This is a genomic window from Ramlibacter montanisoli (assembly GCF_013087525.1).
Lineage (GTDB): Bacteria > Pseudomonadota > Gammaproteobacteria > Burkholderiales > Burkholderiaceae_C > Ramlibacter > Ramlibacter montanisoli.
In genome coordinates this window covers 3,455,245-3,472,453 of sequence record NZ_JABFCS010000001.1, presented here as the reverse complement: position 1 = coordinate 3,472,453, position 17,209 = coordinate 3,455,245, and the positions used below count along the sequence as shown (strand labels likewise).

Here is a 17,209-nt window from a genome sequence, read left to right as displayed (position 1 = left end):
GCGGTCACGCCAGTTTGATGCATGTCAGGAATCGCTGCCGCAGGCCTGTTTGACGGATTCGTCCTACACCAAAGGCATCTCCGCTCGCCAATCCTCCGCATCCCAGGCAGTGGAAGTGGGGAGACAAAGATGAAGACCTGCAAGCTGCAGGAAGGGGAGGCGCCTGCGATGCACCCCGCGGCTACCGCGTGCAGTGCAGCGCGCCGATGTGGGGATCCTGTGCCGCCGTCCCGGCGAGCAGGAAGTGCTGGTGGAGGATCGCTGCGCCGCGATCACCCTGGCCGCCAAGAGCAGCACCGCCCCGGGCGCCGTGATCGAGGTCGTGCACGTGGCCAGCGGCGAGGTCGTGTTCAGCAAGCCGCCCGCCTCAGGGCGCGGGCAACACGATGTCCACGCGTGCGCCGCCGAACACGGACGCTGAGAGCTTCAGCTGGCCATGGTGGCTGCCCACCAGGTCGTTCACCACCGCCAGCCCCACGCCGTGGCCCGGCACGCGCTCGTCGCCGCGCACGTGGATCTGCAGCACCGACTCGGTGTCGGAGAAGCCCGGCCCGTCGTCCTCGACCCGCATCACCAGCTTGCCGCCTTCGCGCGAGGCGCGCGCGACCACGCGTGACTTCGCCCACTTCGCGGCGTTGTCCATCACGTTGCCCAGCATCTCGAACAGGTCGCCTTCGTCGATGCGCCAGCTCAGGTCCGGCTGGCACTCGGTCGTGATGGCCAGGCCCTTCTCCGCATAGACCTTCACCAGCGCATCGCGCACGCGATCCAGCACGGGAGCGATCAGCACGGGCGGGGCGAAGCGGGTGGCGCCGCCGGCGCGCGCGCGTCCGAGCTGGTGCTGCACGATGTCGTCCATGCGCGCCACCTGCTCTCGCACCGCCGATGGCAGCTGCGCCGGATCGTTGAGCGCATTGCGCAGCACCGCCAGCGGCGTCTTCAGGCTGTGGGCCAGGAAGCTCAGGGCCTCCTTGTAGCGGCCCTGCCGCACCCGCTCCTGCTGGATCAGCGTGTTGAGGTTGTCGGTGAGCGGCAGGATCTCGGTGGGATAGCGGCCCTCGATGCGCTCCTGCGCGCCGCTCTCGATGCGGCCGACTTCCGCGGCCACCCGGCGCAAGGGTGCCAGGCCCCACCCGAGCAGCAGCAGCTGCCCGAGCAGCAGCAGCAGGCCCGCGCCGCCCAGCCAAAGCCACAGCGTGCGCGCGAACACCGCCACCTCTCGGTCGAACTCGAAGCGGTCCTCCACCACCGACAGCACCAGCGGCGCCTGGCTCTTGCCGGCCGCCCAGTTCACGCCGTAGCTCACGGCCAGGAAGGAGCGGTCCTTGCCCTCGATCACCTCGTTGCGCCAGCGGCCGGTCTCCACGCCCTGGCGCCGGAACGGCGGGTCGATGTTCAGCGTGGAGGGCGAGCGCCACTGCTCGTTGCGGTTGACGTTCCAGATGCTGGCGTACAGCCCCGACTGCGGCAGCGACAGCCGCGGCTCGGCGAAGCCGAAGGGCATGACCAGCGCGCCCGCGTCGTCGAGCTCCGCACGCGCGAGCAGCAGGTAGATGGTGCTTTGCAGGCGGCCGAAGTGCACGGCCCGCACGCTGTCCGCGTGGGCGCGCTGCACGGCGAAGCCGGCGCCGGCCATGAAGGCCACCAGCACCAGCGCGGCGCCGAGGAGGAGACGGGCCCGGATCGAGTATCCGGGCGTCATCCGAGGGTGAAGCGGTAGCCCCGCCCGCGCACCGTCTCGATGGGCGTGAGCTTGCCGTCGGGATCCAGCTTGCGCCGCAGCCGCCCCATCAGCACCTCCAGCACGTTGCTGTCGCGGTCCTCCCCGTGCGGGTAGAGGTAGTCCGACAGTTCCTGCTTGGGCACGATGCGCGCGCGTTCGCGCACCAGGAATTCGAGCATGCGGTATTCGAAGGCCGTGAGCTCCAGCGGCTCGCCATCGAGCTTGACGGACTGCGAGGAGAAATCGATGGTGACGGGCCCGAAGGACATCACCTCGCTGGCCGCCTTCATGGAGCGGCGCAGCAGCGCCTTCACGCGCGCGGCCAACTCGGGGTATTCGAAGGGCTTGGTCAGGTAGTCGTCGGCGCCGGCTTCCAGGCCGCTCACCTTGTCCTGCCAGCTGCTGCGCGCGGTAAGGATCAGCAGGGGCATGGTCTTGCCCTCCTGGCGCAGCCGCTGCACGATGGTCAGGCCGCTGACCTTGGGCAGGCCCAGGTCCACGATCGCCAGGTCGAAGGGATATTCGCGGGCCAGGAACAGGCCTTCCTCGCCGTCCTTGGCCTGGTCGACGCGGTAGCCTTCCTTTTCCAGCTGCAGGGCCAGGCCCAGGCGCAGCGCGGCGTCGTCTTCGATCACGAGGAGGCGCATGGCGGCCCGGGCTCCGTGCTCAGAAGTCGCGGCCGCCACGGCGGCCACGACCGCGGCCATCGCCGTCGTCACGGCCACGGCCGTCGAAGTTGTCGCCGCCCCGGCCGCGGCCACGATCGTCGCGCCCGCCGGTCACTTCCACCAGGATGACGCGGACTTCACCGCGCGGGGTGACCACCTTCACGCGCCAGACCGGGCGGCCGCCCGCGTCGGCCTGGTCCACCGCCAGCACGCGGCCCCCGTCTCGCGCTGGGCCACGGCCGCGGCTTCGTCGCGGGAGCCGGCCGCCGAGGCGGGCAGGCCGGCCAGCGCGAGCAGCATGGCGCACAGGAGCTTGCGGGGGTGTTCACGGCGGGCGGCTTCCTCTCTGTCAACGACGGCGATCGTACTCCCGCTCTTCCAGCGGCGTGACGGACACGCGAACGGGCAGGCTGCGGCCCGGCTGCTCGCGCGTGACGGTGGTGTATTGCTGGCCGTGGTACTCGTAGGTCACGCGGTAGCCGGTCAGCTGCTGCTGCACGTCGTGCACGGTGCGGCAGCTGCGCACTTCGCGCGGCGCGCTCACGTAGCCCTGGGGCTGGTTGTTGGAGATGCGGTCGCCCGCGATGGCACCGATCACGGCACCGGCGGCGGTGGCCGCCTCGCGGCCGTGGCCCTTGCCGACCTGGTTGCCCAGGATGCCGCCGGCCACGCCGCCGATGATGGCGCCGCCGTAGCCGCGCTCGCCGGCGACCGGTTGCGCTTCCTGCACGATCTGGCTGGTGCACTCCTGGCGCGGGACCTGCACGGTCTCGTACTGCGGCTGCACGTCCTGCACGCGGGCGCGGTCCACGAAGGTCTGCGCCTGCACGGCGACGGTGCCGGTGGCGAGGAGGGCGAGAAGGGCGATGCGTTTCATTGAAAGACTCCTGGGTGGTCGTTGTACTGAGGAGCTTAGGCGGGACCGGGTGAACGCTTGCTGAACGGACGTGAACGTCCGTTCAACTTCGCGCGTTCACCAACGGCGGCCGTAGCCGTCGTCGCGGTCGTAGCCGTAGCCCTGGTCCCGCCCGTAGGCGTTGCCGCGGCCGCGGTAATGGTCCACCACGTCGAAGCTCCAGTTGCGGCGGGTGGTGTTGCCGGCGCGGTCACGCACCACCAGTTCGGCAACGTGGCGGCCGGGCTGCAGGTTCTCCGCGTAGCGGATCTCGTTGGCGTCCACGCGGGTGCGGTGGCTCACGTCGCGGCCGTCCACGCGCAGGGTGACGGCTGCGATGCCGCTGCCGCGCTCGTCGAAGCGGGCCGCGATCTGCGTGCGGCCGCGGTCGTCCACGCGGCCGCCGTTGGCAGGGGACAAGGACACGATCTGCGGGGCGCGGTTGTCGCGCGCGTAGCCGTCGCGGCCGTAGTAGCCGTCACGGCCGTAGTAGCTGCCGCGGGCGTCATAGCCATCGCCGCCGGCTGGCGCGAGCTGCGCGCCCGCCTCGCCGCGGCGCTGGTTCTCGGCGGCGACCTCCGCGATGACGCCCTGCAGGAAGGGGCCGGCAGCCACGGGCGCGGCGGTGAACATGGCGCCCACCGGAACGAGGAGCATCGCGGCGGTGGCGAGCTGGGAACGGAGAGTGGATTTCATGTGCACCTCTGGAAGGTCGGATTGCGATGGAAACCAGTTTGCGCCCGGGAGGGTGAACGCAGCCTGAATGGAACGCAGATCGGCGGCCGGGCGGGGCCCACCCGCCCGGCCAGCCCGGCTTACCAGCGCTGCGGCTGGCCGTAGCCGCCGTCGCGGCCGTAGCCGTAGCCGTGGTTGCGCACGTCGTTGGCCACGTCGAACACCCAGGCGCGGCGCGAGGTGTTGCCGGCGTGGTCACGCACCACCAGTTCCGCGAAGTGGCGGCCCGGGCGCAGGTTCTCGGCGTAGCGGATGTCGTCGCCGTCCACGCGGGCATGGCTGGTCACGTCGCGGCCGTCCACGCGCAGGCTGACGGCGGCCACGCCGGTGCCACGGTCGAAGAAGCGGGCGGAGATGCGCGTCCAGCCACGCTCGCTGACCTGCTCGCCGTGGTCCGGCGTCACGTCGAAGATGCGCGGGGCGCGGTTGTCGCCGGAAGCGATCGCGGTCGTGGCCGTAGCCGTGGCCGCGGTCGGAATAGCCGTCACGGTGTTCGGCGGAGGCGGGCGTCACGGCCAGCATGGCGCCCACGGGCACCAGCAGCATCGCGGCGGCGGCGATCTTGGAACGGAGAGTGGATTTCATGGGTCACCTCACACAGGTTGGTTGAACGTGGAGGTGAGTTTGCGAGCGGGTCGGTGAATGGGCGCTGAATGAAATGCAGATTCCTGGCACGCGATCCGACCCTCATTCGGATGAGGTTCGATTGGATCCGGAAGCTGTGACGCGCAGCACTAAACAGTTCCCCGAGCCCGGCGCACAGTTTGCTCCCACCTCTTGCCGGAGCCCCTGTGCACAGCGACCTCGCATTGAAGATGACCGCGGACCTGTTCTGGACGGGACTGCTGGTGTGCCTGCCGATCCTGGGGATCACCATGCTGGTGGGGCTCGTCATGATGCCTCCGACCACTGTCGCCCTTCCGCTCAAGGTGCTGATGTTCGTGCTGGTGGACGGCTGGTCGCTGGTGCTGAAGGCCCTGGTCGGCTCCTTCCATTGAACGCGCATGGGCACCGTCGTAGCGGCCATTCAGGAAAGCGCGCTGTGGAAGCGGCTGCGTGACGGCGCGGACACCGGCGCGCGCGATGCGCTGCTGGCCATGCACATGCCTTATGCGAAGGTGGTGGCGGCTTCGTACTACTCGCGCCGTTTCCACGATGAGATCGAGTTCGGCGATTACCTTCAATACGCCTCGGTCGGATTGCTGGAGGCGATGGACCGCTACGACCCGGCGCGCGGCGTGCAGTTCCGGACCTTCGCGGCGCGGCGCATGCACGGAGCGATCCTCAACGGGCTGGAGAGGCTGACCGAGAAGCAGCAGCAGATCGCGGCGCGCCAGCGCCTGCGCGCCGACCGGATGCAGGACCTGAAATCGCTGGCGCAGGAAGCCGGCGGAGCGGCACCGCAGCAGCCCGAGCAGCTGATGCGCTTCGTGTCGGACGTCGGCATCGGCCTGGCGCTGTGCTGGATGCTCGATGGAACGGCGATGATCGAGAACACGGAAGCCGCCACGGCCATCCCGTTCTACCAGAGCCACGCGCTGCGCCAGGCGCGCGAGCGCCTGCTGCGCGCCGTCGACGCGCTGGCGCCGCAGGAGCGCACCGTGATCCGCAACCACTACCTGCAGGAAATGCCCTTCGACGAGATCGCGGCCAGCCTGCGGCTCACCAAGGGCCGGATTTCCCAGATCCACAAGCAGGCCTTGCTGCACCTGCGCGCCGCGGTTCGTGACCGATCCGACTGGGATGCCAACTTGTAGCGCTCCCGCCATGGTGCCGGGCCCCTTTCCTTGCGTTCCGCACCCCTCTCCGTATCATCACGACGCCATTACACAGAGGAAGGGAATCATGGACTTCAAGCAATCCGTCATCCGCTGCGTTCGCGACAAGTACGCCGACTTCAACGGGCGTGCCGGCCGCTCCGAGTACTGGTGGTGTTCGCGCTGGCCTGCTTCGCGGTCGGCATGGTCTTCAACATCCTGGGGCTGGCCATCATCGGCATGCTGGTCAACCTGGCGCTGCTGCTGCCCTCCCTGGCCGTGGGCGCGCGCCGCATGCACGACATCGGCAAGAGCGGCTGGTTCCAGCTGCTGTGGCTCATTCCCTTCCTGGGCTGGGCCGTGCTGATCTACTTCCTGGTGCAGCCCAGCGGCGCGGCCAACGAATACGGCGAAGGCCCGGCCGCCGCCACGGACGTCACCACGGCCGTCCCGCCCGGCGCGGTCTGATCCTCCGCTGCGCCCTCAGTATGTGATGGTCAGCGTGTGCGCCTGGGTCGCGTTGCAGATGGCGCCGGCGCAGGTGCCGGCCTGGCCCGCCGGGAAGGTGGCCGTGATGCCGTAGGTCTGCGGCGCCCCGGTGCCGTTGCCCGCATTCGCGCTCAGGACCAGCGAGTAGCGCAGGCCCGTGATCACGTTGTCGGTCACGTCGGTCGCCACGTGTAGGGCATGCCGCTGGTGCAGGTGACGGCGAAGCTGGTGCTCTGCGACACCTGCGGGCCGAAGGCCGCATAAGTGAGGTTCAGGTTGGCGGCGGGCGTCACCATCGTGCACAGGGCCGGCGCGTAGATGGCAACCGACATCGTCCCGAGGGCCACGCTGCTGGCCGCGCCGTAGGTCATCGTCAGGCCGACGCTGTCGGTATAGGTGCCGGCCGTGGTCGCCGTCGCCGGGGTGACGATGCAGGCCCAGTAGGCGGTCTGCTTGGTGATGGTGCCGGTTGCATTGCCCGTCCAGGAAATCGAGTCGCTGATCTTGCGATTGCCTTTCCAGGTGTTGTTGCACGCGGCACTGGTGAAGACGTCGTAGCGCAGGGTCGCGGTGCCGAGCTTGGCATTGTTGTTCTGGCCGTTGGGATACAGGCCGTTGTCCGCCTGCACGTCGTAGTTGACGTTGTTCGGGTCGCCCGTGCTGGTGCGCGTGCAGCTGACCGTGAAGTAGGTCTGCACGCTCATGGTCGTGCCGTTGACGTAGTTGATCGACACCCCGGGCGTGCCGATGGTGCAGGTGATGGCCGCGCGCGCGCCCGGCAAGGCCAGCAGCATCAGCAGCGCGAACAGCAGGCGGGTCCAGCAGGTCTTCATCGGTTCCTCCGGCAGGTGACCGGCCCCAGGCGCAGGATCTCGTCGTTCGCGGCGGGCGGCAGCGCGAGGGTGAACGCGCAAACGGAACCGCGCCAGCGCACTTCGACCTCGTTGGCCGGCTGCAGGCCGGGCACGAAGGCTTCCCCGCGGCGGCCCACGAAGACGTCCTCCTGCTGGCCGCGCACGTGCACCACGGCGCCCGCGGGCACCGGCTCGCCGTCTTCCTGGTGGATCTTCACCACCGCGGCGCGGCCGCCGCGCACCGGGAAGTCCACCTTCACCGCGCTGCGCCAGGACGGCACCACCGTGCGCTCGATGGAGTCGAGGTCCACGCTGATCGGAAGGTCCTGCGCGTTCAGCCGCACCTGGTTGGCCTGGTAGGCGCTCAGGAAGGGGATGAAGGCCACGCCGCCCGCGTCCGTGGTCGCGAGCGTGTTGGAGCCCAGGCCGACGCCGATGCCCGGATAGCCCTTGAGCTCGGCCACCGCGAAGCTCTGGTCCAGCCGGCGGGTGAAGAAGACGCGGCTGGCCGCCGCCGCCATGCCGCCCGATGCGCCCAGCCGCAGCGAGTGCTGGGACGGCGAGGCGCTCACGTCCGAATACACGCGGCCGTACTGCCCGGAGTATTCGACACCGGCCTCGCCGTGTTCCTCGCGGTTGAGGCGGCCGCCCAGCACGCGCCAGCCGACTGGGCTGCGCTCGCCGGAGAATTCCGCCGCCGTGGCATAGAAGTCGTGCACGCCGCCGCGGGTGCTGTAGGAGGCGGAAGCGAAGCGGTTGTTCTCCAGCGGCACCTGCAGCGTCACGCCGAAGGAGGTGCCGTTCGACTGCCCGAGCACCTTGCTCAGGTTGGCGTTGAGCGAGGCGGCCTTGTCGAAGCGGTGCCCCAGGTTGAGGCTCACGGTGGTCACGGCGGCTGCGTCGTAGCGGTCGATGCGGGCGAAGCCGACGCCCATGGAACTGTTGCCCATGTGGTGCGTGAGGTTGGCGGCGAGCTGGCGCCGCGTGGGCAGCTGCAGCTCGTTGGTCCCGAGCTCGCGGTAGCCTCGCGAGGCGCCGAGCAGCTGCATCGTGAGCGCCGTGTGCACCCATTGCCGCTCCATGCCCAGCAGGGCGAAGGCGCCGTCGCCCACGCGGTCGTGCATGCTGCGCGCGACGGTGCCCCGTACCAGGTAATCGCCCGGCAGGGCGACGATGGCGCCGGCGCCGGCCGTGCGCTGCGCACGCGTCCATTCGGCGCGGCCCTCCAGCGTCACCAGGTCGGTCACGCCGCGCCGCCAGGTGCCGCTGGCGAAGCGCTGGCCATAGTCGGCGTTGGTCAGTCCGAGGTTCTCGCGCAGGTAGCCGGCTTCGACGCTCCAGTCGTTGAGCCCCGGGGCGAGCAGCTGGGCGCTGGTGAAGAAGGGCTGCACGATCACCACTTCACGGCCCAGCACGTCGCGCACGACCAGGCGCGCCTCGCCGCTGCCGGTGAGGCCCAGGTTGTTGTCCACCACGAAAGGGCCCGTGGGCACCTGCGAGACCTTGCGCAGCACGTCGTTCACGTACAGCTCCACGGTGGAAGGGGCGGAGGAGACGCCCGCCAGCAGCGGCAGGGGCTGCGTGAGGAAGCCGGGGAGAGCGCGAAGTTGGTCCCCAGCTGGAAGCCGCCGTAGTACACGTTGCGTCCCCACAGGCCGACGCGGGTGCTGCTGTCGCCCAGGCGCAGCGACAGGTTCCGTTCGGGGAAGTTGCGGGTGAAGGTCGATTCCAGCCGCAGCCACTCGCGCGGCTGCCCCGGAACGCCGCGGGTCAGGTTGCGGCCCACTTCGCTGGTGGTGAACACGCCCAGCTCGCTGGATGCGCCCAGCTCCAGCAGCGCGCCGACGTCGGTGGCCGTCAGGTTGCCGCGGGTGGCCGAGCGCTGGTAGTTCAGGTCGTAGTTGACGAAGACGCTGGGCAGCACGGCGCTCGGCTTGGGCCGCTGCAGTTCGCGTTCCATGGTCAGGCGCGTGCCGGTGAAGGCGTCGGGCGAGAAGGTCAGTTCCACCGTCAAGGTGGTGTAGTTCACGCGCGCGTTGTAGCCGGGGAAGGCGGCCAGCGGATAGAACTGCGCGCCGCGCACGCGGATCGGCGGCAGGTCGCCCGGCATGCGGAGGCGCCACTCCTCGATCGCATCGGCTCCCACGTACAGGTTGCCTTCGCGCTCGACGAAGGGCCAGCCGCCGGCGCGCGCGCCGTTGACGGTGGCCTCCAGGGGCACGATCCGGTCCTGGACCGGCAGGGCGCCCGCGGGCGTGTCAGGTCGCGTGGTCTGGGCGAATGTTCCGGTGGCCAGGGCCGCTTGCAGGAGGACAGCCGCCATGATGGTGCATGCCCTGGGCCGGATCATTGTGGCAAGGTCGCGTCGAAAGCCTGCAGGCTGCCGTCGTCGAGGGCAACCTGGAGCTTGACGCTGCCGGCGGCGATCCTTCCCTCCGACCCCTTGAGCTCGAAGGACCGCTTGATGGAAGGCAGCAGGTAGCCGCCCGATTCCCGCGCCGCGACCTTGATGCCGCGCGCGTCGAGCACCTCGATCGCGCGGATCTGCGCGTATGCGTTGCCCGCGTTCGTGCACACGGCGCGCACCGTGTCGGCCGCCACGCGTTCCAGGCCGCATTGCAGGTCGCGCTTGACCCCGGCGGGCTGATGAAGACCGGCAGCGAGAAGGCCAGCGCCACCTGCAGCGCAGCTTGTCGCTGCTGCGGGCTTCGGGGACTTCGCGCATGATCAGGCGGTAGGTCTGCTGCACGCCGGCAGGCGGCGGCGAAAGACGCGCCAGCCGCACCACCTGCCGCGCGCGCGGCGCGAGCTTCAGGATCGGGGGCGTGAGGATCAGGTCCTCCGTGAGCGCCAGGTCGTCCGTGCCGTCCGGCTTCTGCTTCCAGCTGTACAGGTCCGCCTGCATCACGACCTCGTCGTCGCTGTCGTTGGTCACCGTGACGGCCACCGCGCGGTCGCGGGGCGTCATGAAGATGCGCACGGGCGTGATGGTGAACTGGGCGGCGCCGGCCGGCAGGGTGCAGGCGGCGGCTGCGGCCAGCAGGAGGGCCGCTTGGATGGAATGCTTCATCGCGGGGACTCGAGGTGGGAGCAGCTGGACAGCTTAACTCACCAGGAGACCGTCAACTCGACGTATTCGATGCGTCCGGCCACGATCAGCCGCGAAGAGTATTCACCGAGCGCGAAGTAGTTGCTCTCGGCCCACGCGTAGTGGTTTTCTTCGTTGATTTCGACCATCTCGCCGGCCACCCGCAGCGCCGGTTCGCGCTGCCGCGGGGCCAGGACGGTCGATCCGGCCGGCCGGTTGCCCGTGCCCGTCGTCGGCGTGCCGACCACCGTGGGCCGGCAGGTCACCTGCGGCGCATTGGTGCCGGTGGCCGTCGTGCAGCTGTTGGAGCCGGAGGGCATCAGCGTCACACTGATCTGGAAGTTCGCTCCCGCCTGCCCCGCCGTCGCCGGATCCGCCACCAGGCACAGCCCCGCAGCGGCCGCCGCGAGGGCGGCGCGCAGCAGCGGCGGCTGGCGCTGGAGGAAGGAGCTTGGTGAGGTCATGGTGGCCTGGCGCGAGGCGCCCCGCGAGCATTTCTCGTGGAGGCGCCGGTTTCAATGCTCAGTACGTGATGATCAGCGTGCGCGCCTGGTTGGCAGCGCCGGACGCGCCGCTGCCCGCCTGGCCGGCCGGGATGGCGGCGTTGATCGTCAGCGAGTAGGTGTCGGCCGTGCCGATGCTGCCACCGGTGCCGCCGGCACCGGCGCTGGCCGCGGTACCCGCGGACTTGGTGGGCACGGTGGCCGACAGCGTGTACAGCAGGCCCTTGAGCACGCCTTCGCTGGTGATCGTGTTGCCGACGGTGCCGTCGGCGGCGGAAGAGGTGGCGCCGGCTGCCGCGGTGTCAAACTGGAAGGTGGGCGTCAGGCCGCGGGTGCACGAGAAGGTCGTGTTGGCGCTGCCCGTGGACGCGACCAGGGCGAAAGCGGTGTACGTCATCGCGATGTCGGCAGCGGCGGTCGTCACCGAGCAGGCGCTGGTGAGCGTGACGGACACGTCGAAGCTGTCGCTCACGCTGGCAGCGGAGGCGCCGGAGCTGGCAAGGACCAGGGCGGCGGCGATCAGGCTCAGTTTTTTCATTTCCAACGACTCCTTTAAAGTTAACGAGGTGGCTAGTGGCGGTTAGGCATCTCCCCTACCGTGGTTAGGAATGTAGGTGGATAAGTAACGTCTTGCAACGTGCCGCGTCAGCTAAATCAAAGACTTACAAGGACGAGCGGATGCCGGATACACGTTTTGTCACATTCATGCCTCTTCCGGAGGGCGTGGCGGCGATGAACGGCAAGGGTACGGGGACGGGCGGGTAAACCCTCGTTGGACGAACGGCTCTGCGGACTGTTGCAGCGCCCCACCTAACGCAGGGATAAGACTGGTCTCCTAAGCTTCAGGCCTCGCCGCTGGAGGGCGTCTATGCGTGTGCTGTTGGTGGAAGACGACGAAATGATCGGGCACAGCCTGCGCGAGGCGCTGTCCGCGCAGGGCTGGTCGGTCGACTGGGTCAAGGACGGACTGCTGGCGCAGAGCGCCTGGGCGGACGGCGACTACGCCTGCGTGCTGCTCGATCTCGGCCTGCCCAAGCGCGATGGCGTGGAAGTGCTGCGCCATGCCCGCAGCCGCGGCGACGCCACGCCGGTGCTGGTGCTGACCGCGCGCGACGGCCTGGACGACCGCGTGGAGAACCTGGACCTCGGCGCCGACGACTACCTGCTCAAGCCCTACGAGATGCGCGAGCTGCTGGCGCGCATGCGCGCCGTGATCCGCCGCCGCGACGGCAGTGCCCACTCGCTGATCGGCAATGCGGCCGTGCAGCTGGACCTGACCACCCGCGAAGTGCTGGTGCAGGGCGAACGGGCCCAGCTCTCCGCACGCGAATTCGCGCTGCTGCACGCACTGCTGGAGCGCCCGGGCGCGATCCTCTCGCGCGAGCAGCTGGAGAACCGCATCTACGGCTGGGGCGAAGAGGTGAGCAGCAACGCCGTCGACGTCTTGATCCACGGCATGCGGCGCAAGCTCGGTCCCGACACCATCCGCAACGTGCGCGGGCTGGGCTGGCGCGTGACCGGCGGCACGATGGGAGTCGCATCATGAAATGGCAGGTCTTCCCCAACGGGCCGATGTGCTCGATCCGGCGCGCGCTGATGCTCTGGCTGGTGCCGCTGTTCCTGGCGGTGGGCACCATCGGCGCGGTCGTCTCCTACTGGTCGTTCTCGCGCATGGTCAACATGTTCATGGACGAACAGATGCAGCAGCTGGCCACTGCGCTGTCCGACAACCGCGGCGCGCAGCCGGCGTCGCTCGACGCCGAACGCGTCTTCAAGTGGGGTGCCTACGTCGTGCAGACCTACGACGTCGGCGGCGCCCCCAAGGTGACGACCTGGCCGGAGCTGAAGCTCGGCCTGCAGGCCACGCCCGGCTTCCACGACGTGGAGCAGGACGGCCGCAGCTGGCGGGTGTACACCCTGCCGGCCTACCAGCCGGGCAGCCAGGCCGTGCAGGTGGTGCAGAGCGAGGGCTTCCGCGCCAAGCTCGCCGCGGAGCGCGCCGGCGCGGCGATCGCGCCCATCCTGCTGCTGATCCCGCTGTCGATGTTCGCCCTGTGGTGCGTGGCGCGCGCGATGTCGCGTGCGCTGCAGGACATCGGCCGCCAGGCCGCGCAGCAGGACGAGCACACCATCTCCGAGCTGTCGGTGAAGAACATCCCGAGCGAGATCGAGCCGCTGGTGCAGTCCTTCAACAGCCTGCTGCGGCGGCTGCGCGACGCCTTCGCGACGCAACGGCGCTTCGTGCAGGACGCCGCGCACGAACTGCGCACGCCGATCGCAGCCATCGGCCTGCAGGTGGAGAACATGCGCCAGCATGTCAACTGCGTCGAGGCCGCCGACCGCTTCGGCCAGCTCGAGGCCGGCGTGCGGCGCGCGCAGCGCCTGGTGGACCAGCTGCTGCGCCTGTCGCGGCAGGAGGCCGCCGGTGCCGACGGGCCCGCCATCGTGGACCTGCGCACGCAGCTGCGCGAGAGCATGAACACGCTGATCGGCCTGGCCGACCAGCGCGGCATCGACCTGGGGTTCGTCGGCAACGAGCAGAACGCGCCGATCCCGCTGCATTGCGCCGCCGGCGACCTGCGCAGCCTGCTGGACAACCTGATCGAGAACGCCCTGCGCTACACGCCCGAAGGCGGCGTGGTCGACGTGCGCCTGCTGCAGGACCAGGGCCGCGTCGCCGTGGAGGTGGTGGACACCGGACCGGGCATCCCGCAGGAGATGCTGCCGCGCGTGTTCGACCGCTTCTTCCGCGTGCCGGGCAACGGCGTCAACGGCAGCGGCCTCGGCCTGGCGATCGCGCAGGCGGCCGCGCAGCGCTCGGGCCTGCTGCTCACGCTGCGCAACCGCCAGGACCGCAGCGGCCTGATCGCGCGCATCGAGGCGGCCGCGTGAGGCGCGCTAATCCCTGGCTAAGAAAGCGCTAAGCCTCGCCTAAAGAGCGCTGCCTACAGTGAGATCACGGTGGTCGCGGGGGAAAAGAAGAAGCCTCCCGCCGCCACCGATGAATGCCTCCACCACTCACTGAAAGGTCACTGCCATGAATGCCAAGTTCCTGCTCGCCACCCTGGCCATCGCCGCTTCCGCCACCGGCGTCGCCCGCGCCGACGATGCCGATGCGTCGCAGTACGTCATCAAGTTCGAAGGCCAGCGCACCCGCGCCGAAGTGATGGCCGAAGCCGCGCAGGTGTCGCGCACCCGCAGCATCGAGCCGGCCGGCTCGCGCGTCGCCGCGCCGCTGAAGTCCTCGCTGCAGGTCCAGCAAGTGCGTGCCGAAGCGGTCGAGGCGCTGCGCCTGGGCAAGATCCCCTCGGGCGAACTGAGCTTCTGAAGCGGCACGCGCCGCAATGAAAAAGGGCTGCGACTGCAGCCCTTTTTTCATGGAGAGGCGGGTTTCAGAAGGTGATCGTGACGAACACCGGCTCCGCTTCGCTGACCTGCGTGCGCAGCGCCTGCTGCGGCTCGGCACGCCAGGAGCCACCCAGCCACTCGGTGGCGGGTTGCGTGGCCACGGTCAGCGTGTGCGCGTCGTCCTCGGCGCGCTGCACCGTGTCGGCCCAGGAAGTGGAAGGCAGCTCGATCCTCATAGGAATGCACTGTAACCACTCGTTGCACGACTTCCGAGCCGCCGGGCGCCGATACTCGGCGGGAAACGTCGAAAAATTCACGTCGGGGTGCAGTAGCATCAGCCGCCTTGAAAAGTTCACGGGTTGCCCCTAGCTCGTGAGCGCCGCATTCCCACCCAACGCCATGAGCCAGAAACAGACCCTCTCCTTCCAGGCCGAGGTCGCGCAGCTGCTGCACCTCGTCACCCACTCCCTGTATTCCAACAAGGAGATCTTCCTGCGCGAGCTGATCTCCAACGCCTCGGACGCCTGCGACAAGCTGCGTTTCGAAGCCCTGCACCAGCCCGGCCTGTACGAGGACGCGCCCAAGCTGGAGGTGCGCGTCTCCTTCGACAAGGACGCGCGCACCCTCACGATCGCCGACACCGGCATCGGCCTGTCGCAGCAGGAAGCCATCGACAACCTGGGCACCATCGCCAAGAGCGGCACCCGCGAGTTCATGAACAGGCTGTCGGGCGACCAGAAGGCGGACGCGCAGCTGATCGGGCAGTTCGGCGTCGGCTTCTATTCGGGCTTCATCGTGGCCGACAGGATCACCGTCGAGTCGCGCCGCGCGGGGCTGAAGCCGGAAGAGGGCGTGCGCTGGGTGAGCGGCGGCGCCGGCGACTTCGAGGTCGAGACGATCACGCGCGCGCAACGCGGCACCAGCGTCACGCTGCACCTGCGCGAGGACGCACTGGACTACCTTTCCAGCTGGAAGCTCAAGTCCATCATCGGCCGCTACTCCGACCATATCGCGCTGCCCATCCTGATGCGCAAGGAGGAGTGGAAGGAAGGCGAGGACGGCAAGCCCGGCGAACACCTGCTCTCCGAGGAATGGGAGACCGTCAACCAGGCGACCGCGCTGTGGGCGAGGCCCAAGAAGGACATCACGCCGGAGCAGTACCGGGAGTTCTACAAGTCGGTCAGCCACGACTACGAGGACCCGCTCGCCTGGAGCCACAACCGGGTGGAAGGCAGCACCGAATACACGCAGCTGCTCTTCATCCCCTCGCACGCGCCCTTCGACCTGTGGAACCGCGAGAAGGCCGCGGGCGTGAAGCTCTATGTCAAGCGCGTGTTCATCATGGACGACGCGGAAGCGCTGCTGCCGGCCTACCTGCGCTTCGTCAAGGGCGTGGTGGACTCCGCCGACCTGCCGCTGAATGTCAGCCGCGAGCTGCTGCAGGAAAGCCGCGACGTGAAGGCGATCCGCGAGGGCAACACGCGCCGCGTGCTGTCCATGCTGGAGGACCTGGCGAAGGCCGAGCGCGAGGAAGGCGCGGGCGAGGAGGACAAGGGCCGCTTCGCGAAGTTCTACGGCGAGTTCGGAGCCGTGCTCAAGGAAGGCCTGGGCGAGGATGCGGCCAACCGCGAGCGCATCGCGAAGCTGCTGCGCTTCGCATCCACGGCCAGCGACACGGTCGCCGTCTCGCTGGCCGACTACAAGGCGCGGATGAAGGAAGGCCAGGACGCGATCTACTACATCACCGGCGACACCCAGGCCGCGGCCGCCAACAGCCCGCAGCTGGAGATCTTCCGCAAGAAGGGCATCGAGGTCCTGTACATGACGGACCGCGTCGACGAGTGGGCGCTGTCGTACCTGAACGAGTTCGAGGGCACGCCGCTGCAGTCGGTGGCCAAGGGCCAGGTGGACCTGGGCAAGCTGCAGGACGAGGCCGAGAAGAAGGCCGCGGAAGAAGCCGCCGAGTCCTTCAAGCCGGTGCTTGCCAAGCTGAAGGAAGCGCTGAAGGACAAGGCGCAGGACGTGCGCGTCACCACGCGGCTGGTCGATTCACCGGCCTGCCTGGTGGTGAGCGATGGCGGCATGAGCCTGCAGCTGGCGCGCCTGCTCAAGCAGGCCGGGCAGAAGGCGCCCGAGACGAAGCCGGTGCTGGAAGTGAACGCCTCGCACCCGCTGGTGAAGAAGCTGGATGGCTCGCCGGCCTTCCACGACCTGGCGCACATCCTGTTCGACCAGGCGCTGCTGGCCGAAGGCGGGCTGCCGGAGGACCCGGCAGCCTATGTGAAGCGGGTGAACGCGCTGCTGGCCTGAGCCAGCGTCAGACGAAGCCGGAGATCCGGCGCGTCTCCGCGTGCTCGGCGGCGATCAGGCGCGCGACCAGCGCCTGCGCCAGCTGCGCCTGCTTCGCCGCCTTCGTGACCGAGGCGGTGTAGACCGTCGACAGCTCGTGCGGCGGGGGCAGCAGCCCGGTCAGCTTCACGCCGGGCGTGATGATGATCTCGGTGACCTGCGTGCAGCCGATCGCGTTCGGGTCGCCGGCCTTGGCCATCGCGGCCATCGCGGTGGCGCCGTTCGGAAAGGCGCGCAGCTTCGCCGTGTCCTGGTCCAGGCCCAGGGACTTGAGCACCTTCATGAAATGGATGCCGGCGGTGGCCTTGGCGGGATCGGGGAAGTACAGCGCGGAAGCGGAGGACAGCAGCGCGCGCAGGTCGGCCTCGTTGCGGATGTTCACGGGCGCACGGCCATCCATCAGCGCCACGCCGGTCTTCACCTGGCCCACCGGGCGCGAGCTGGCGGCGACGGCGTGGCCGCTGCCTTCCAGGTTCGTGATCAGGCTTTGCGACAGGATCAGCAGGTCGCAGGGCTCGCCGGCCAGCAGCTTCTCGCGCATCAGGCCCCACCGCGCCATAGGTGCCGGAGATGCGGCAGCCATGCTGCGCCTCGAAGGCGGGTTGCAGCCGGTTCACCAGGCCCATCGCGGCGCCGCCGCTCAGGATGTGGACGGTGGGCTTGTCCTCCGCCAGCGGCGTGCGGCTGGCGCACCCGGGCAGCACCAGGCCGCCGAAGGCAGCCAGGAGCGAGGCGGAAGTCAGGCGACGGCTACGATCCATTTGTATCTCTCCGTTACTAAATGTGAACGGATTAGGGCG

At 69.2% G+C, this 17,209-nt stretch carries 23 protein-coding genes and 1 pseudogene; 8 read left to right on the top strand and 16 right to left on the bottom strand.

Going from position 1 to position 17,209, the window contains the following annotated elements:
• Positions 1 to 193 precede the first annotated feature (193 nt).
• Entirely contained in the window at positions 194 to 421 is a 228-nt protein-coding gene (locus HK415_RS17185) for a hypothetical protein (protein ID WP_171561394.1), read from the top strand.
• Here the strand turns inward: HK415_RS17185 and HK415_RS17180 are convergent.
• The 6 genes from HK415_RS17180 to HK415_RS17150 all read right to left on the bottom strand — a co-directional run bounded on the left by HK415_RS17180 (position 368) and on the right by HK415_RS17150 (position 4,509).
• Entirely contained in the window at positions 368 to 1,702 is a 1,335-nt protein-coding gene (locus HK415_RS17180) for an ATP-binding protein (protein WP_171561391.1), read from the bottom strand. The genes HK415_RS17185 and HK415_RS17180 overlap by 54 nt on opposite strands.
• Positions 1,699 to 2,370: a response regulator transcription factor gene (locus HK415_RS17175; protein WP_171561389.1), complete on the bottom strand. Its 672-nt coding sequence runs from the start codon at positions 2,368 to 2,370 to the stop codon at positions 1,699 to 1,701. Before HK415_RS17175 ends, HK415_RS17180 begins: the two co-directional genes overlap by 4 nt.
• A gap of 19 nt (positions 2,371 to 2,389) precedes the next feature.
• Positions 2,390 to 2,602: a hypothetical protein gene (locus HK415_RS24030; protein ID WP_216369817.1), complete on the bottom strand. Its 213-nt coding sequence runs from the start codon at positions 2,600 to 2,602 to the stop codon at positions 2,390 to 2,392.
• Between the two features lie 138 nt (positions 2,603 to 2,740).
• Positions 2,741 to 3,268: a glycine zipper 2TM domain-containing protein gene (locus HK415_RS17160; protein ID WP_171561387.1), complete on the bottom strand. Its 528-nt coding sequence runs from the start codon at positions 3,266 to 3,268 to the stop codon at positions 2,741 to 2,743.
• Between the two features lie 96 nt (positions 3,269 to 3,364).
• Entirely contained in the window at positions 3,365 to 3,982 is a 618-nt protein-coding gene (locus tag HK415_RS17155) for an Ig-like domain-containing domain (RefSeq protein WP_171561385.1), read from the bottom strand.
• Between the two features lie 119 nt (positions 3,983 to 4,101).
• Positions 4,102 to 4,509, bottom strand: coding sequence for a hypothetical protein (locus tag HK415_RS17150; RefSeq protein WP_171561383.1), 408 nt, complete (start codon positions 4,507 to 4,509; stop codon positions 4,102 to 4,104).
• Between the two features lie 303 nt (positions 4,510 to 4,812).
• Here HK415_RS17150 and HK415_RS17145 point away from each other — a divergent pair, with 303 nt between their 5' ends.
• From HK415_RS17145 to HK415_RS17135, 3 genes are all read left to right on the top strand, one after another.
• Positions 4,813 to 5,019, top strand: coding sequence for a hypothetical protein (locus HK415_RS17145; RefSeq protein WP_309246727.1), 207 nt, complete (start codon positions 4,813 to 4,815; stop codon positions 5,017 to 5,019).
• A gap of 6 nt (positions 5,020 to 5,025) precedes the next feature.
• Positions 5,026 to 5,778, top strand: coding sequence for a sigma-70 family RNA polymerase sigma factor (locus HK415_RS17140; RefSeq protein WP_171561381.1), 753 nt, complete (start codon positions 5,026 to 5,028; stop codon positions 5,776 to 5,778).
• Positions 5,779 to 5,949: 171 nt separating this feature from the next.
• Positions 5,950 to 6,246, top strand: coding sequence for a DUF805 domain-containing protein (locus tag HK415_RS17135; protein WP_309246726.1), 297 nt, complete (start codon positions 5,950 to 5,952; stop codon positions 6,244 to 6,246).
• 15 nt (positions 6,247 to 6,261) lie between these two features.
• Here HK415_RS17135 and HK415_RS17130 read toward each other — a convergent pair whose 3' ends face one another.
• The 8 genes and pseudogenes from HK415_RS17130 to HK415_RS17105 form a co-directional block, all read right to left on the bottom strand.
• A complete protein-coding gene (locus HK415_RS17130; RefSeq protein ID WP_171561378.1) occupies positions 6,262 to 6,444 on the bottom strand; it encodes a hypothetical protein in 183 nt (60 codons plus the stop codon).
• Positions 6,441 to 7,100 carry a spore coat protein U domain-containing protein gene (locus HK415_RS17125; protein WP_171561376.1) on the bottom strand — a complete coding sequence of 220 codons (660 nt, stop codon included), beginning with the start codon at positions 7,098 to 7,100 and terminating at the stop codon, positions 6,441 to 6,443. The genes HK415_RS17130 and HK415_RS17125 overlap by 4 nt, the downstream gene beginning before the upstream one ends.
• Positions 7,097 to 8,656 carry a fimbria/pilus outer membrane usher protein gene (locus HK415_RS17120; RefSeq protein WP_171561374.1) on the bottom strand — a complete coding sequence of 520 codons (1,560 nt, stop codon included), beginning with the start codon at positions 8,654 to 8,656 and terminating at the stop codon, positions 7,097 to 7,099. The genes HK415_RS17125 and HK415_RS17120 overlap by 4 nt, the downstream gene beginning before the upstream one ends.
• Entirely contained in the window at positions 8,641 to 9,444 is an 804-nt protein-coding gene (locus HK415_RS25415; RefSeq protein WP_253261933.1) for a fimbria/pilus outer membrane usher protein, read from the bottom strand. The genes HK415_RS17120 and HK415_RS25415 overlap by 16 nt, the downstream gene beginning before the upstream one ends.
• 23 nt (positions 9,445 to 9,467) lie before the next feature.
• Complete coding sequence (locus tag HK415_RS25410; protein ID WP_253261932.1) at positions 9,468 to 9,722, bottom strand: fimbrial biogenesis chaperone; 255 nt, start codon at positions 9,720 to 9,722, stop codon at positions 9,468 to 9,470.
• Positions 9,723 to 9,879: 157 nt separating this feature from the next.
• A pseudogene (locus HK415_RS27210) lies at positions 9,880 to 10,089 on the bottom strand (fimbria/pilus periplasmic chaperone); the annotation flags it as partial.
• 140 nt (positions 10,090 to 10,229) lie between these two features.
• A complete protein-coding gene (locus HK415_RS17110; protein ID WP_171561369.1) occupies positions 10,230 to 10,673 on the bottom strand; it encodes a hypothetical protein in 444 nt (147 codons plus the stop codon).
• Between the two features lie 58 nt (positions 10,674 to 10,731).
• Positions 10,732 to 11,250 (bottom strand): spore coat protein U domain-containing protein, encoded by a 519-nt coding sequence (locus tag HK415_RS17105; RefSeq protein WP_171561366.1) that lies wholly within the window; start codon positions 11,248 to 11,250, stop codon positions 10,732 to 10,734.
• A gap of 330 nt (positions 11,251 to 11,580) precedes the next feature.
• On the opposite strand from HK415_RS17105, the gene HK415_RS17100 reads away from it, so the two are divergent.
• The 3 genes from HK415_RS17100 (at position 11,581) to HK415_RS17090 (ending at position 14,040) form a co-directional block, all read left to right on the top strand.
• Positions 11,581 to 12,258: a response regulator gene (locus HK415_RS17100; protein WP_171561364.1), complete on the top strand. Its 678-nt coding sequence runs from the start codon at positions 11,581 to 11,583 to the stop codon at positions 12,256 to 12,258.
• Positions 12,255 to 13,604: a sensor histidine kinase gene (locus HK415_RS17095; RefSeq protein WP_171561362.1), complete on the top strand. Its 1,350-nt coding sequence runs from the start codon at positions 12,255 to 12,257 to the stop codon at positions 13,602 to 13,604. Before HK415_RS17100 ends, HK415_RS17095 begins: the two co-directional genes overlap by 4 nt.
• Positions 13,605 to 13,749: 145 nt before the next feature.
• Complete coding sequence (locus HK415_RS17090) at positions 13,750 to 14,040, top strand: DUF4148 domain-containing protein (RefSeq protein WP_171561359.1); 291 nt, start codon at positions 13,750 to 13,752, stop codon at positions 14,038 to 14,040.
• A 64-nt stretch (positions 14,041 to 14,104) separates the two neighbouring features.
• On the opposite strand, the gene HK415_RS17085 is transcribed toward HK415_RS17090, so the two are convergent.
• On the bottom strand, positions 14,105 to 14,296 hold the full coding sequence (locus HK415_RS17085) for a hypothetical protein (RefSeq protein WP_171561357.1): 192 nt from the start codon (positions 14,294 to 14,296) through the stop codon (positions 14,105 to 14,107).
• A 163-nt stretch (positions 14,297 to 14,459) separates the two neighbouring features.
• Between HK415_RS17085 and htpG the strand changes: the two genes are divergently transcribed.
• Entirely contained in the window at positions 14,460 to 16,370 is a 1,911-nt protein-coding gene (gene htpG, locus HK415_RS17080) for a molecular chaperone HtpG (protein ID WP_171561354.1), read from the top strand.
• Positions 16,371 to 16,377: 7 nt separating this feature from the next.
• On the opposite strand, the gene HK415_RS17075 is transcribed toward htpG, so the two are convergent.
• Entirely contained in the window at positions 16,378 to 16,992 is a 615-nt protein-coding gene (locus HK415_RS17075; RefSeq protein ID WP_171561352.1) for a substrate-binding domain-containing protein, read from the bottom strand.
• Between the last annotated feature and the right edge of the window lie 217 nt (positions 16,993 to 17,209).